Genomic DNA, 13542 nt, shown 5'->3' on the forward strand with positions numbered 1-13542 from the left:
AATATAACCTGGATAATCCTCCTTAACTCGATGATTCCCCCGTTTTGTCACGGCCTCTCCCTGGGTGCTGGCAGCCTGTTGCCAGCATGACAGGGATGACATCTCTTTGCCTCTTGCTCTTCGTTTTCTCCTTTTTCTTCCCCATCCCTTTGATGTAGAACAAAAAGCGACCGATTTTATTCAAGGAGAGATAGGCGTTTTTTTATACTGGCAGGAGGTGGACGGCAGGAGGAAGCAGAGATGCGATTTCAACAGATCAAGGACCTGATGCTTTACCTCGAACAATTGCATCAGCAGCAGGGGCGCAGTTACGGGCGCCTGATCCCCCAGGTGGATGGGGAGCGCAGCCGGATGTTGCTGGCCTATCTGCAAGGGCGGGAGGACGCGGCGGCGGCCCACCTGCACGACTATCGGGAGCAGATGGGGAGCGGGGTCAAGGAGACCTGGCTGGATCAGGGATTCGGTGTGGATCTGCTGGCCGATTGCCAGCGCCTGGCGCTGGCGGCTGGCACTCAGCCCGATGAGATAGTGGCCCTGGTGTCGCGGCAGGAGGAGAAACTCGTTGGCGAGCTTGAGCGTCTGGCCCGGGAGTGCCCCACGCCGGACACGGCTGCACTGCTGAGCTCTCTGGCGTCCATGGCGCAATCCCGGCTGACCCGGCTGGTGCACGGGGCCCATCGGCTCGACGATCTCTAGCGCGCCATGACAGAGGCCGTTTCGGGCCTCTTGCTGCGTTGTCGGGGCAGGCTCAGCCCTCTTGCCGGTCCGCGCCGTAGAGGGCGGCCCCTATGATGCCGGCCTGGTTGAGGTTCGCTGCCGCCACCAGGGGGGCTCGGGTCTCGATCCGGTCGATGAACTTGTCGAGCTTGGCGGCGCTGCCGCCTCCCAGGATGAAGAGATCGGGGGAGAAGAGGAACTCGAGGCGGGCCAGGTACTTGTTGAAGCGCTTGCCCCAGCGGTTCCAGGAGAGATCCTCGCGCTTGCGCACCGCATCGGAGCAGTAGTGCTCGGCGACCATGCCCTCCAGCATGAGATGTCCCAGCTCGGTGTTCGGCAGCAGCTGGCCGTTGACGAATACCGCTGTGCCTATGCCGGTGCCGACGGTGATGAGGATGATGACCCCCTGGCGATCCCGCCCCGTGCCGAAGCGCATCTCGGCCAGCCCGGCCGCATCGGCGTCGTTAAGCACGTGACAGGGCAGGCCGGTCACGTCGGCGAACAGGTGGGCGGCGTCGGTCTCGATCCAGCTCTTGTCGATGTTGGAGGCATTCTTGGCGATGCCGTTGTGGATGGTGGCGGGGAAGCCGCACCCCACGGGGCCCTTCCACTGGAAATGCTCGACCAGCGCCTTGAGGGTGTGCGCCACTGCGGCCGGGGTGGCCGGTTGCGGCGTGGCGATGCGGTGGCGCTCGCCAATCAGTTCGCCAGTCTCGGTGTCCACCAGGCAGCCCTTGATCCCGGAGCCACCAATATCTACTCCCAACATCTGCATCCGAATCTTCCTTTTATTGTGCCTATGGTCAATGGTCGGCAGAGCATGAAAAAAGTGCTGTCATCCGGCAAGGGCCAGATCACTTATGCGTGATCCGGCAGGCCTTTTTCGATGCAGCGGATCAGCAAACGGGTCTTCTTGTTCTCTTTCTCCTGGCGCGCCGCCAGGGTCGCCAGCGCCCACTCGATGTGTTCGGCCACCATGGGCTCGGCGCCGGGAAGCGCCTGCTGCAGGGCCGCCATGACATCGCTGCTGGCCGGGCCGTTGCCCAGCGCCACCGCCAGGTTGCGGCGCCAGCGCCGGTAGCCGATGCGGCGAATGGGGCTGCCTTCGGTGTGCTTCAAAAATGCCGCCTCCGACCATTGCCACAGGTCGAGCAGGGGGGGGCGGTGCAGATTGGGGCGTGGGCTGAAGTCGGGTTCTGGACTCGCATCCGCATAGCGGTTCCAGGGGCAGATGAGCTGGCAGTCGTCACAGCCATAGATGCGGTTGCCCATGAGCGGCCTGAACTCTTCCGGGATGGGGCCGTCGTTCTCTATGGTGAGATAGGAGATGCAGCGCCGCCCGTCCACCACGTAGGGGGCGACGATGGCGCCGGTGGGGCAGATGTTGATGCAGGCCACGCACTTGCCGCACTGCTCTTTTTCCACCGGGGCATCGACGGGGAGCGGCAGGCTGACCAGCAGCTCCCCGAGAAAGAAGAAGGAACCGGCCGACTCGTTGAGCAGCAGCGAGTGCTTGCCCACCCAGCCCAGCCCCGCCTTGGCCGCCAGGGGGCGCTCCAGTATGGGGGCCGAATCGACGAAGGGGCGCCACTCCCCCGGGGTTTCCTGCGTGGATGGCAACAGCGTCTGGCAGCGCTGCTCGATGCGCTCCCCCAGCAGCTTGAGCCGGTTGCGCAGCACCTTGTGGTAGTCGCGCCCCAAGGCATAGCGGCTGATGTAGCCGAGGGTCGGGTCCGTCAGGGTGGCGGCAAAGCCCGCCTCGAAGGGGAGATAGTTCATCCGCACCGACAGCACCCGCAGGGTGCCCGGCAGCAGCTCGTGGGGCCGGGCCCGCATCATGCCGTGGCGCGCCATGTAGTCCATGGTGCCGTGATGGCCCGCATCCAGCCAGGCCTGCAATCTGGGCTCCTCGAGGGCGAGATCCGTGTCGGTGATGCCGACCTGGTCAAATCCTAGCTCCCGTGCCCAGAGCTTGATATCGTGGGCCAGTTGCGCGAGTTCGGCGGCCGTCATTGTGCCTCACCTGCCTGCTGGCAGCGGCATGGCGCCTGCGGCACTGAGGGTGACGAGGGCCGTGCACCGTCATGGCATGCCATATGCCAGGTCAGGAGTCGGGCCAGTGGATGATGAAGGTGGGGAGCCGTCATGGTACAGGTTATCGAGGACGCTATCGGCAAAAAACAAGACACCAGTCTAGCACAGCCCCTGTGGCGGGCCGAACAGATCCGCAAGATGGAGCAGCGCTGGGCCGAGCGTGAGGGGCAAGCCCTCTACGCCCTGATGGAGCGGGCCGGTGCCGCCCTGTGCAGCTATGCTCGCCATCACTGGCCCCAGAGTCACCATTGGTGGATCTTCGTCGGCCCGGGCAACAACGGGGGGGATGGCTATGTGCTGGCCCGCCTCGCCCGTCGACTCGGCCTCGAGCCCCTGGTGATAGCCGCCCGGGCGCCAGGCCTGCTCAGAGGGGACGCCAGACGGGCCGCCGACGAGTGGCTGGCGGCGGGGGGAGAGGTGACGATGGCCGATGCGCTCGAGGGGGCGCAGATCCCTCCGCCGGATCTGGTGATAGATGCACTGCTCGGCACCGGTGTCCAGCTCCCCCTCTCCTCGCCTATGACAAAGATCGTCGCAACAATCAATGGCTTGAATGCCCCGGTGTTGGCGGTGGATCTCCCCTCCGGGCTCAATGCCGACACCGGCCGCGCCATGGGGGCCCTGGTGCACGCCACCCGCACCCTCAGCTTCATCGGCATCAAGCAGGGCATGCTCACCGCCGACGGGGTGGACGGCGTCGGCCAGCTCGACTGGGATCCCCTCGGGGTGGTGCCCGAGGCCGGCCTGGTGCCCGCCGCCGAGCGCCTGGATTATCCCCGTATAAAGAACCTGCTCACTCCCCGTCCCCGCTCGGCCCACAAGGGCAAGCACGGCAAGGTGCTGCTGGTGGGGGGCAACCTGGGGATGCAGGGGGCCATACTACTGGCGGGGCAGGCCTGCCTGCGGGCAGGGGCGGGTCTGGTGCGACTGTGCCAGCACCCGGACTCTCCCCCCGCCAGCCTGGTGCAGCCCGAGCTGATGGGATGCCCGGCCGGGGCTGACGAGGGGTGGGCCACGGTGCGGGTTCTGGGGCCCGGGCTCGGTCAGGATGAGTGGGGAAGGGCCCAGTTCGAACACTACCTCAGTGCCAGTCTGCCCCTGGTATTGGACGCCGATGGATTGAATTGGCTGGCGCAGGCACCCCGTCATCAGGATAATTGGGTGCTCACGCCCCACCCCGGGGAGGCGGCCCGCCTGCTGGGGTGCGCCGTCGCCGAGGTCGAGGCGGATCGTTTCGCCGCCGTTTCCCGGCTGCAGCAGCGATACGGCGGCGTCGTGCTGCTCAAGGGGGCGGGCTCGCTCATCTGCGATGGCCAGTGCATCAGCCTCTGCGATGAAGGCAATCCCGGCATGGCCAGTGGCGGCATGGGGGATCTGTTATCTGGTATAATCGCCGCCCTCCTGGCCCAGGGCTGGTCTGCCAGCATGGCCGCGCGACTGGGGGCCGTGATCCACGCAGAGGCCGCCGACCTGGCCGCCGCCGAGGGTGAGCGGGGTATGTTGGCATCGGATCTGCTGCCCTGGATCCGCCGTCTGGTCAATCCGACACCGTAACAAGTAACAAGAAGAACATGGCAAAAACCTTGATGATGACACTGCCGGACGAGGCAGCAACTGTGGCACTGGGTGGCCGTCTGGCGCAGGCGTGCCAGCAGGCTACTACCGTATTTCTGCACGGCGCCCTCGGGGCCGGCAAGACCACCCTGACCCGCGGCTGGGTGCAAGGGCTTGGCCATCAAGGCAAGGTCAAGAGTCCGACCTATACCCTGGTGGAGCCCTATGAACTGGCCGACTGGCAGGTCTATCACTTCGATCTCTATCGACTGGCGGATCCGGAAGAGCTGGAATTCATGGGCATTCGGGACTATTTCGGCGCCGACACCCTCTGCCTGGTGGAGTGGCCGGAGAAAGGGGAGGGCTGGCTGCCGTCCCCCGATCTGGAGATTACCCTGACGTATGTGAACGAGCAGCGCGAGGCCCTGATTGCGGCCCGCACTGCTATTGGCGAAGCCATTCTGGAACGGTTGTCATCTCAGTGCGCTTGATCCTTGTTATTGCCCTCTCCCTGATGGCCTTACCCTCCTGGGCGAATCAGCTCAAGAGTGTGCGGGTCTGGCCATCGCCGGATAACACCCGGGTGGTGCTCGACATGAGCAGCGCCCCCAATTTCAATTACTTCACCCTGAGCGGCCCGAGTCGCCTGGTGATCGATCTCAAGGGGGCGAGCAACGCCGCCAACCTGGCTCGCATCGAGAACAAGAGCGAGCTGGTGCGCAAGATCCGCGAGAGCACGCCCCTTGAAAAGGGCAGCATGCGTCTGGTGCTGGATCTCAGCTCCGCCATCAAGCCGGTGGTGTTCCCGCTGGCACCGGCCGGCCCCTATGGCCATCGCCTGGTGATCGATCTGCCCTATGAAGAGAAAGGGGGCGCCACGGCGCAGCCCGCTCCCGTCGGCGGTCAGGGCAAGGCCATCGTCATCGCCATCGATCCTGGTCACGGCGGGGAAGATCCCGGCTCCATAGGCCCGCGCCGCACCTACGAGAAGCGGGTGACTCTGTCGGTGTCCCAGAAGCTGGCGGCGCTGATCGACCGTGAGCCGGGCATGCGTGCCGTGATGACCCGTCGTGGTGACTACTTCGTCGACCTCAACAAGCGCTCCGAAATCGCCCGCAAGGCCAAGGCGGATCTGCTGGTGTCCGTGCATGCGGACAGCTTCCACAACTCCACGCCGCGCGGCGCCTCGGTCTGGGTGCTGTCGACCAATCGCGCCAACCGCGAGATGGGCAGCTGGCTGGAGAAGCAGGAGAAGCAGGGGGAGCTGCTGGGCGGTGTTGGCAAGGTATTGGCCGAATCCGACCCCAATCCCTATCTGGCGCAGACCTTCCTCGATCTCTCCATGGACAAGTCCAGGGCCGAGGGCTATGAGGTGAGCCGCCAGATCCTGCGCTCCATGGGACGGGTTGCCCGACTGCACAAGAAGGCACCGGAGCACGCCAGCCTGGCGGTGCTCAAGGCGCCGGACATTCCCTCGGTGCTGGTGGAAACCGGCTTCATCTCCAACCATGCGGAAGAGAAGCTGCTGGCCACTGCCAGCTACCAGGATCAGCTGGCCCGGGCCATCTTCGAGGGGATCCGCAGCTACTATCGCAGCCACCCGACCAAGGGGCCCATGATGACGGGCAAGGGGCAGCGAGTGGCCAGCGCCAGCCAGCCAGCGGCGAAAAAGGCGGCGGTCGCCCCCGCCCCCCGGCAGCAGGTGACCAACCGGATGCCGGCGACAGTGCCGAGCCGCAGCAGTGATGGCGGTGCCCCGGTCAGCAGTGTCGGCAGCGCCTCCGGTGCCGGGGTGATAAAACCCTACAAGGTGGCAGCCAAGGAGCCGAGCGTGCCGGTCGCAAGCGTGCAGAGCGACGACAAGTCCAGGATGATCCGCCACGTGGTCACCCGCGGCCAGAGCCTCTCCCGCCTCGCCGAGAAGCACGGGGTGAGCCAGGCACGGCTGGTGGAGATCAACAAGCTCAAGTCACGGGATATCCAGATAGGGCAGGTGCTCTACATTCCCCAAAACTAATGCGCGGGAGCTGGCGATGCCGCTCCGTATTTTGCCTCCTATTCTGGCCAACCAGATTCCTGTTGGCGGAGAGGTGGTGGAGCGGCTCTCTATCTGCAAGATTGAAATTCAGGAGTAAGTGATGCCGATCCGTATATTGCCTCCTATTCTGGCCAACCAGATTGCTGCCGGCGAGGTGGTGGAGCGGCCCTCATCAGTTGTGAAGGAGCTGGTGGAAAACAGCCTGGATGCGGGGGCCGACCGGGTCGAGATCGACATCGACAAGGGAGGCGCCAAGCTGATCCGCATCCGTGACAACGGCAGCGGTGTCGCAAAGGACGAGCTGGTGCTGGCACTGTCACGGCACGCGACCTCCAAGGTGGCGACCCTGGATGACCTGGAAGGGATCAACAGCCTCGGCTTTCGCGGCGAGGCGCTCGCCTCCATCAGCTCAGTCTCCCGTCTCACCTTCACCTCCCGCACCGCAGAGCAGTCCGAAGCCTGGCAGGCCGAGGCGCAGGGACGCGAGATGAGCGTCACCGTCAAGCCAGCGGCCCATCCGGTGGGCACCACCGTGGAGGTGGTGGATCTCTTCTTCAATACCCCGGCGCGGCGCAAGTTCATGCGCAGCGAGAAGACAGAGTTTGCCCACATTGACGAGCTGGTGCGCCGCATCGCGCTCTCCCGCTTCGACATCACCCTGATCCTGCGCCATAACGGCAAGGTGGTGCGCCAGTACAAGGCCGCCAATACGGTGCCTGAGCAGGAGCGCCGCCTCGCCGCCGTCTGCGGCACCCCCTTCATGCACCACGCGCTGGCGGTGGAGAGCGAGCACAGCGACGTGCGCCTGTGGGGCTGGCTGGCGCTGCCCGCAGGGGCCAGACCGCAAAACGATCTGCAATATACCTATGTGAACGGCCGCATGATGCGCGACAAGCTCATCAACCACGCCATCCGCCAGGCCTATGACGAGTTGCTGCCCGCCGGCAGCTTCGCCGCCTATGTACTCTACATAGAGCTGGATCCCCGTCAGGTGGATGTGAACGTCCATCCCGCCAAGCACGAGGTGCGTTTCCATCAGGCGCGGCTCATTCACGACTTTATCTTCCAGGCGCTCTTTACCGCCCTGCGTCGGGAAGGGGCGGGGGCCAGCGAGCAGGATGCGCCGCTGGCCGAGAGCCTGGTCGAGTTGCCGACCAGCCCGCAGATAGAGTATCCCGGCCAGGCGCCGCGCCCCGAGTGGTATGGCGCCGAGCACAGCTACAGAGCCCCCGCCCAGACGCGGGATGGCGGCGCCGTGCGCGAAGGTGCAGGCCGCGCGGGCAACTACCAGCCCCCCGAGCCCCCCAGCCGGGAGGCGATGCGCGGCATGGGCGCCCTGCTCACCACATTGCCGGTGGTGGGGGAGGCGTCTCAGGCTGCTCCGACAGTCGCCCCGGCTGGTCCGTTGTCCCAGGGGATTCGCGCCCTGACCCTGGTGGAGCAGGCCTATCTGCTGATCGAGCGAGAGGGACAACTGGCGCTGCTCTCCCTGGTGCGGGCCGAGCGGGTGCTGCTGCGCCACTGGCTGCTGGAGACGTGGGGCCAGGGGCTGGCGGCGCAACCCCTGCTGTTGCCGGTCTCCTTCAAGCTGCCAAAGAACCTGATTGCGCTGGCGGAGGAGCAGGAACGTTTGCTCAAACGCATGGGGCTGGAGTTGAAAAGTGGGGGGCGCGACACCATGATCCTGACTCGGGTGCCCGCCTTGCTGCGCCAGACCGATCTGGTGCGTCTCTTACCCGAATTGCTGCAATTGATCGAGAGCGGATCTGACAGTGATGTCGACCAGCAGGCTGAAGTACTATGCCAGTGGCTGGTGGAGCAGGGGATAAGCACCGAGAAAATATATGATTTTTCAACGGCCAGCCGGCTGCTGACGGAACTTGTGACCGATTACGGTGACCAACTGGCAGACATTCGCATGGTGCGCCCTCTGTCGTTGGCGGCCGTGCTGGAGGGGTTTTCACGGGGCGATTGAGTCGCCGGGGCTGACCTCTTCAATCCATTGATAGCTATTTGCATGGGGCGCCTCCCGACGGGGCGACCGTGCCAGAGGAACATGAAAGTGGCTGACTTGCCGACTGCAATTTTTCTGATGGGGCCGACGGCCTCCGGCAAGACGGATCTCGCCATCGCTCTGTGTCAGGCCCTGCCCTGCGACATCATCAGCGTGGACTCCGCGCTCATCTATCGCGGCATGGACATTGGCACCGCCAAGCCGACTGCCGCCGAGCTGGCCCAGGCCCCTCATCGCCTGATCGACATATTGGACCCGGCCATGAGTTATTCCGCGGCGGATTTCTGCCGCGATGCCCTGCGCGAGATGAAAGAGATCGCCGACCGCGGCCGCATCCCGCTGCTGGTGGGGGGCACCATGCTCTACTTCAAGGCGCTGCTGGAGGGGCTCTCTCCGCTGCCCTCCGCCGATCCGGCCATTCGCGCCGAGATTGAGGCAGAGGCCGCTCGCCTCGGCTGGCAAGCCCTGCACGATGAACTGGTGCGCATCGATCCTGTGGCCGGCGCCCGCATCCACCCCAACGACCCTCAGCGGCTCAGCCGGGCGCTCGAGGTCTATCGCATCAGCGGCAAGACCCTCACCGAGCTGACCCAGGTGCAGGGGGAAGGCTTGCCCTACCGGGTGCACCAGTTTGCCATCGCCCCCTCCGATCGCGCCGTGCTGCATCAGCGTATCGAGCTGCGTTTCGACAAGATGCTGCAGGGGGAGTTCGAACAGGAGGTCAGGGCGCTCTATGAGCGGGGTGATCTTCACCCGGATCTGCCAGCTATTCGCTGCGTTGGCTACCGCCAAATGTGGGACTACCTGGCAGGGGAAGTGGGATATGATGAGATGCGTTATCGTGGCATCGTGGCCACCCGTCAGCTGGCCAAGCGCCAGATGACCTGGTTGCGTGGCTGGCCCGACCTGACCTGGTTGGAATCTGGTGAGTCTGGCAATGTGGCCAGGGTGGTCGCCCGAGCTGGTGCGGCTTGACACTCCCTGTATAATCAGGTTGTTATATTGATATCCGGTGTTTAAAAACAACAAACTATAAGGAAAAGAAAGATGGCTAAGGGGCAATCTCTCCAAGACCCGTTTTTGAATGCGCTGCGCCGTGAGCGGATTCCTGTTTCTATCTATTTGGTGAACGGCATCAAACTGCAGGGTCAGATCGAATCGTTTGACCAGTTTGTCATTTTGCTGAAGAACACCGTGAGCCAGATGGTCTACAAGCACGCCATTTCCACCGTGGTGCCGGCCCGTGCCGTCAACCATCACCAGCACGCCCCGGGCGCCGCCGGTGAAGAGCAGGGTGAAGCCGAGGCGTGATATCCCGCGGCGAGCCCACTCGCCAACTCAGAATCATCATGATACCTGTCAAGGAGCAAGCGCTTGTTTGACCGTTACGAAGCTGGTGAACAGGCCGTTCTGGTACATGTCAACTTCAGCGATGAGGGTGAGCGGGAGGATCTGGACGAGCTCAAGATGCTGGTGAGCTCGGCCGGGGTCAATGCGCTGGGGGTGATCACCACCAGTCGCAGCGCGCCCAGTGCCAAATATTTTGTCGGCAGCGGCAAGGCGGAAGAGATCGCGTCCCAGGTTCAGATGCTGGGCGCGGACGTGGTCATCTTCAACCATGCCCTGACTCCTGCCCAGGAACGCAACCTGGAGCGCCTTTTCCAGTGCCGTGTGGTGGACAGGACAGGCCTCATCCTCGATATCTTCGCCCAGCGCGCCCGTACCCACGAAGGCAAGTTGCAGGTCGAACTGGCCCAATTGCGCCATCTTTCTACTCGCCTGGTGCGAGGCTGGACCCACCTTGAGCGTCAGAAGGGCGGCATCGGTCTGCGCGGCCCGGGTGAAACCCAGCTTGAAACCGACCGACGCCTGCTGCGAGAGCGCATCAAGGCGATTTTGCGCCGGCTCGACAAGGTGGCGAAGCAGCGGGAGCAGGGCCGTCGCGCCCGTAACCGCAACGAGGTGCCGACAGTGTCGCTGGTGGGCTACACCAACGCCGGAAAGTCCACTTTGTTCAACCAACTTACAGATGCCAGCGTGTATGCTGCCGACCAATTGTTCGCAACCCTGGATCCCACCCTGCGTAAATTGGTGATCCAGGATGTGGGTGATGTGATCCTGGCGGATACAGTTGGATTTATTCGGCACTTGCCCCATGATCTGGTCGCGGCCTTCAAGGCGACGCTGCAGGAGACCCGCGAAGCGGACCTGCTGCTGCACGTCGTGGACTGTGCCGATGAGCAGATGCAGGAGAATGTCGATTCGGTGCAGACCGTTTTGGCCGAGATCGAGGCGGACGACCGCCCCCAGCTGATGATCTGCAACAAGATCGACAAGCTGGCGGATCGTCCGGCCGGTCTGGAGCGGGACGACGAAGGGCGCCCGCAGCGGGTCTGGCTGTCGGCCCAGACAGGTGAAGGCAGTGAATACCTGTTCCAGGCCCTGACCGAACTGCTGGCCGGATCCATGGTCCATCACACCCTGCAGTTGCCGCCCTCGGCCGCGAGATTGCGCAGTGCGCTCTATCGGCTGAAAGGCATCGAGCAGGAAGGTTTCAGCGAGGAGGGGGATTTTGTCCTGGAGGTACGCTTGCAGCTTGCCGACTGGAACCGCCTCATGAAACAAGAAGGTGAGAGTTTACAACGCTTTATCAGGCATTGAACCGGCGATGAAGACAGGCTTCGTCAAGGGTTGATGGTCCGATAGAGATGATATCCATCCGCATGTATTAATGGAGACGCTGATGGCTTGGAATGAGCCTGGTAACAACGGCAAAGACCGTGACCCTTGGGGGAACAACGGCAAGAATCAGGGACCCCCTGATCTGGATGAGATGCTGCGCAAGGTGAGCCGTCGTTTCGGTGGCCTGTTCGGTGGTGGCAAATCGGGTGGGGATGTGGGCAAGTTTGGCCTCTCCATCGCCCTGGTGGTGGCCGTGGTGGTGTGGGTCGTCAGCGGCTTCTACACCATTCGCGAAGCCGAGCGGGGCGTGGTGCTGCGTTTTGGGGAGTACTCCCATAACGTGGATCCGGGTCTGCGCTGGAAGCCGACCTTCATCGATCGGGTGATCCCGGTGGATGTGGAATCGGTGCGCTCCCTGCCTGCCTCCGGCTTCATGCTGACCCAGGACGAGAACGTGGTCCGGGTCGAGATGGACGTGCAGTACCGCGTGGTCGATCCCGAGCAGTATCTGTTCAGCGTCACCAATGCCGACGAGAGTCTGAGCCAGGCCACCGACAGCGCCCTGCGCTACGTGGTGGGTCACACCAAGATGGATGATGTCCTGACCACGGGTCGGGAAAAAGTCCGTCAGGAGACCTGGCAGGTGATCGATGGCATCATCGAGCCCTACCAGATGGGTCTGCAGATCGTCGACGTCAACTTCCTGCCGGCGCGTCCGCCGGAAGAGGTGAAAGACGCCTTCGATGACGCCATCTCCGCCCAGGAAGATGAACAGCGCTTCATCCGTGAAGCGGAAGCCTATGCCCGTGAAGTCGAGCCCAAGGCCCGTGGTCAGGTCAAGCGTCTGGAACAGGAAGCAGAAGGCTACAAGTCCCAGATCGTGCTGAAGGCCAAGGGTGAAGTCGCGCGCTTCAACGAGCTGCTGCCCCAGTACCAGTCCGCCCCCGAGTTGACTCGTGAGCGTATTTACCTGGAAACCATGGAAGAGCTCTATCAGCAAGCCAACAAGGTGCTGGTCGACATGCCTGCTGGCAACAACAGCATGATCTACCTGCCGCTCGACAAGCTCTCCGGCAAGGCGAATGCCGTGCAACCGGCGCGTCCGGCAGGCACACCTGCGGTGGAGCCGGCCCAGCCGTCCAACGAAGGGGCCAATTCCACTCCGACCCCGCTGCGTGGCGGTGATCGTTTCAGCACAGGGAGAAACTAATAGATGAAGAAAATAGCTATTGGTGTCATCGCTGTGGCCGCCATGGTCTGCTTCTCTTCCGTCTTCATCGTCGATGAAGGTCAGAAGGGCATAGTGGTGCAGTTTGGCAAGGTGAAGCGGGTTGACTCCGGCGAGCCGCGCCTCTACGAGCCGGGCCTGCACTTCAAGGTGCCGCTCATCGATCAGGTGCGCAAGATGGATGCCCGCATCCAGACCCTGGAAGGCCAGGCGGATCGCTTCGTCACCTCCGAGAAGAAAGATCTCATCATCGACTCCTACGTGAAGTGGAAGATCGAGGACTTCTCCAAGTACTACCTGGCAACAGGTGGTGGCAACAAGATCCAGGCCGAAGACCTGCTCAAGCGCAAGATCAACAACGGTCTGCGTTCCGAGATCGGTAACCGCACCATCAAGGACATCGTCTCCGGTGAGCGCAGTACCGTGATGGAAGATGCCCTGATGAAGATGGCGCGCTCCTCCGAGCTCGGCATCAAGGTGGTGGATGTGCGCATCAAGCAGATCAACCTGCCGGTGGAAGTCTCCAGCTCCATCTATCAGCGGATGCGTGCCGAGCGGACTGCCGTGGCTCGTGAGCACCGTTCCCAGGGCCGCGAGCAGGCCGAGATCCTGCGTGCCGACATCGACCGCAAGGTCACCGTCATGATCGCAGACGCCGAGAGTAATGCGCGTCAGCTGCGTGGTGAAGGGGATGCCGAAGCCGCCAGGATCTATGCCGACAGCTACAAGAAGGACCCCGAGTTCTTCAGCTTCGTGCGTAGCATGGAGGCCTATCGCAAGAGCTTCGCCGGCGGCAACGACCTCATGGTCCTGAAGCCTGACAGCGAGTTCTTCCGCTACCTCAAGTCTCCTCACGGTGACAAGCAGTAAGCAGGCATAGCGCCGTAACCCAAAGGGCCTGATGATTCAGGCCCTTTTGCTTGATGAGACAAGGGCCCAGAGGGCAGGAGGAGTCATGCTGACAGCCATCTTGATGGGAGTGGGGCTGTTGCTGCTGTTCGAGGGGCTTGGCCCCTTGCTGGCGCCGAGGGCCTGGCAACAGATGCTGAGACTGATGAGCGATCAGCCGCCGGAGCAGTTGCGTCGCATCGGCGGCTGTCTGGTGGTGGCGGGTGCCGTCATCCTCTGGGCGCTGGCCCACTGAGCAGTCAAGGCTGCGCCTGAGCACAAAGTGCAGACTATAAAAAAGAGGCCATAGGCCTCTTTTTCTTGGAT

The 13542-nt window shown here is 63.2% G+C and carries 13 protein-coding genes; 11 read left to right on the top strand and 2 right to left on the bottom strand.

The features are described from left to right. Positions 1–240: 240 nt before the first annotated feature. Positions 241–696: a hypothetical protein gene (locus tag WIR04_RS04080; protein ID WP_338890670.1), complete on the top strand. Its 456-nt coding sequence runs from the start codon at positions 241–243 to the stop codon at positions 694–696. A gap of 52 nt (positions 697–748) precedes the next feature. Here WIR04_RS04080 and ppgK read toward each other — a convergent pair whose 3' ends face one another. Both ppgK and queG read right to left on the bottom strand, forming a co-directional pair. Beyond that, complete coding sequence (ppgK, locus tag WIR04_RS04085) at positions 749–1492, bottom strand: polyphosphate--glucose phosphotransferase (RefSeq protein ID WP_025328133.1); 744 nt, start codon at positions 1490–1492, stop codon at positions 749–751. A gap of 83 nt (positions 1493–1575) precedes the next feature. Continuing rightward, entirely contained in the window at positions 1576–2730 is a 1155-nt protein-coding gene (gene queG, locus WIR04_RS04090) for a tRNA epoxyqueuosine(34) reductase QueG (RefSeq protein ID WP_338890674.1), read from the bottom strand. A 132-nt stretch (positions 2731–2862) separates the two neighbouring features. On the opposite strand from queG, the gene WIR04_RS04095 reads away from it, so the two are divergent. From WIR04_RS04095 to WIR04_RS04140, 10 genes are all read left to right on the top strand, one after another. Then, entirely contained in the window at positions 2863–4365 is a 1503-nt protein-coding gene (locus WIR04_RS04095) for an NAD(P)H-hydrate dehydratase (RefSeq protein WP_338890677.1), read from the top strand. A gap of 17 nt (positions 4366–4382) precedes the next feature. Next, a complete protein-coding gene (gene tsaE, locus WIR04_RS04100; protein ID WP_041206351.1) occupies positions 4383–4856 on the top strand; it encodes a tRNA (adenosine(37)-N6)-threonylcarbamoyltransferase complex ATPase subunit type 1 TsaE in 474 nt (157 codons plus the stop codon). Beyond that, positions 4847–6382 carry an N-acetylmuramoyl-L-alanine amidase gene (locus tag WIR04_RS04105; protein WP_338890678.1) on the top strand — a complete coding sequence of 512 codons (1536 nt, stop codon included), beginning with the start codon at positions 4847–4849 and terminating at the stop codon, positions 6380–6382. The genes tsaE and WIR04_RS04105 overlap by 10 nt, the downstream gene beginning before the upstream one ends. Positions 6383–6503: 121 nt before the next feature. After that, a complete protein-coding gene (gene mutL, locus WIR04_RS04110) occupies positions 6504–8378 on the top strand; it encodes a DNA mismatch repair endonuclease MutL (RefSeq protein WP_338890681.1) in 1875 nt (624 codons plus the stop codon). An 81-nt stretch (positions 8379–8459) separates the two neighbouring features. Beyond that, a complete protein-coding gene (gene miaA, locus WIR04_RS04115) occupies positions 8460–9392 on the top strand; it encodes a tRNA (adenosine(37)-N6)-dimethylallyltransferase MiaA (RefSeq protein WP_202047099.1) in 933 nt (310 codons plus the stop codon). Positions 9393–9464: 72 nt separating this feature from the next. Beyond that, complete coding sequence (gene hfq / locus WIR04_RS04120; RefSeq protein ID WP_011704864.1) at positions 9465–9728, top strand: RNA chaperone Hfq; 264 nt, start codon at positions 9465–9467, stop codon at positions 9726–9728. Positions 9729–9791: 63 nt separating this feature from the next. Further along, entirely contained in the window at positions 9792–11078 is a 1287-nt protein-coding gene (hflX, locus tag WIR04_RS04125; RefSeq protein WP_106885926.1) for a ribosome rescue GTPase HflX, read from the top strand. An 82-nt stretch (positions 11079–11160) separates the two neighbouring features. Further along, the gene (hflK, locus tag WIR04_RS04130; protein WP_025328125.1) at positions 11161–12309 is read left to right on the top strand and encodes an FtsH protease activity modulator HflK; all 1149 of its coding nucleotides are present in this window, start codon (positions 11161–11163) and stop codon (positions 12307–12309) included. A 3-nt stretch (positions 12310–12312) separates the two neighbouring features. Further along, positions 12313–13197: a protease modulator HflC gene (hflC, locus tag WIR04_RS04135; RefSeq protein ID WP_025328124.1), complete on the top strand. Its 885-nt coding sequence runs from the start codon at positions 12313–12315 to the stop codon at positions 13195–13197. 85 nt (positions 13198–13282) lie between these two features. After that, on the top strand, positions 13283–13471 hold the full coding sequence (locus WIR04_RS04140; RefSeq protein ID WP_025328123.1) for a DUF2065 domain-containing protein: 189 nt from the start codon (positions 13283–13285) through the stop codon (positions 13469–13471). Positions 13472–13542 lie beyond the last annotated feature (71 nt).

Source organism: Aeromonas rivipollensis, assembly GCF_037811135.1.
Taxonomy (GTDB): domain Bacteria; phylum Pseudomonadota; class Gammaproteobacteria; order Enterobacterales; family Aeromonadaceae; genus Aeromonas; species Aeromonas rivipollensis.

Excerpts from the sequence above, each read along its gene's own strand:
- WIR04_RS04080 (WP_338890670.1), top strand. The coding sequence starts at position 241 with ATGCGATTTCAACAGATCAAGGACCTGATGCTTTACCTCGAACAATTG.
- ppgK (WP_025328133.1), bottom strand. The coding sequence starts at position 1,492 with ATGCAGATGTTGGGAGTAGATATTGGTGGCTCCGGGATCAAGGGCTGC.
- queG (WP_338890674.1), bottom strand. The coding sequence starts at position 2,730 with ATGACGGCCGCCGAACTCGCGCAACTGGCCCACGATATCAAGCTCTGG.
- WIR04_RS04095 (WP_338890677.1), top strand. The coding sequence starts at position 2,863 with ATGGTACAGGTTATCGAGGACGCTATCGGCAAAAAACAAGACACCAGT.
- tsaE (WP_041206351.1), top strand. The coding sequence starts at position 4,383 with ATGGCAAAAACCTTGATGATGACACTGCCGGACGAGGCAGCAACTGTG.
- mutL (WP_338890681.1), top strand. The coding sequence starts at position 6,504 with ATGCCGATCCGTATATTGCCTCCTATTCTGGCCAACCAGATTGCTGCC.
- miaA (WP_202047099.1), top strand. The coding sequence starts at position 8,460 with ATGAAAGTGGCTGACTTGCCGACTGCAATTTTTCTGATGGGGCCGACG.
- hfq (WP_011704864.1), top strand. The coding sequence starts at position 9,465 with ATGGCTAAGGGGCAATCTCTCCAAGACCCGTTTTTGAATGCGCTGCGC.
- hflK (WP_025328125.1), top strand. The coding sequence starts at position 11,161 with ATGGCTTGGAATGAGCCTGGTAACAACGGCAAAGACCGTGACCCTTGG.
- hflC (WP_025328124.1), top strand. The coding sequence starts at position 12,313 with ATGAAGAAAATAGCTATTGGTGTCATCGCTGTGGCCGCCATGGTCTGC.
- WIR04_RS04140 (WP_025328123.1), top strand. The coding sequence starts at position 13,283 with ATGCTGACAGCCATCTTGATGGGAGTGGGGCTGTTGCTGCTGTTCGAG.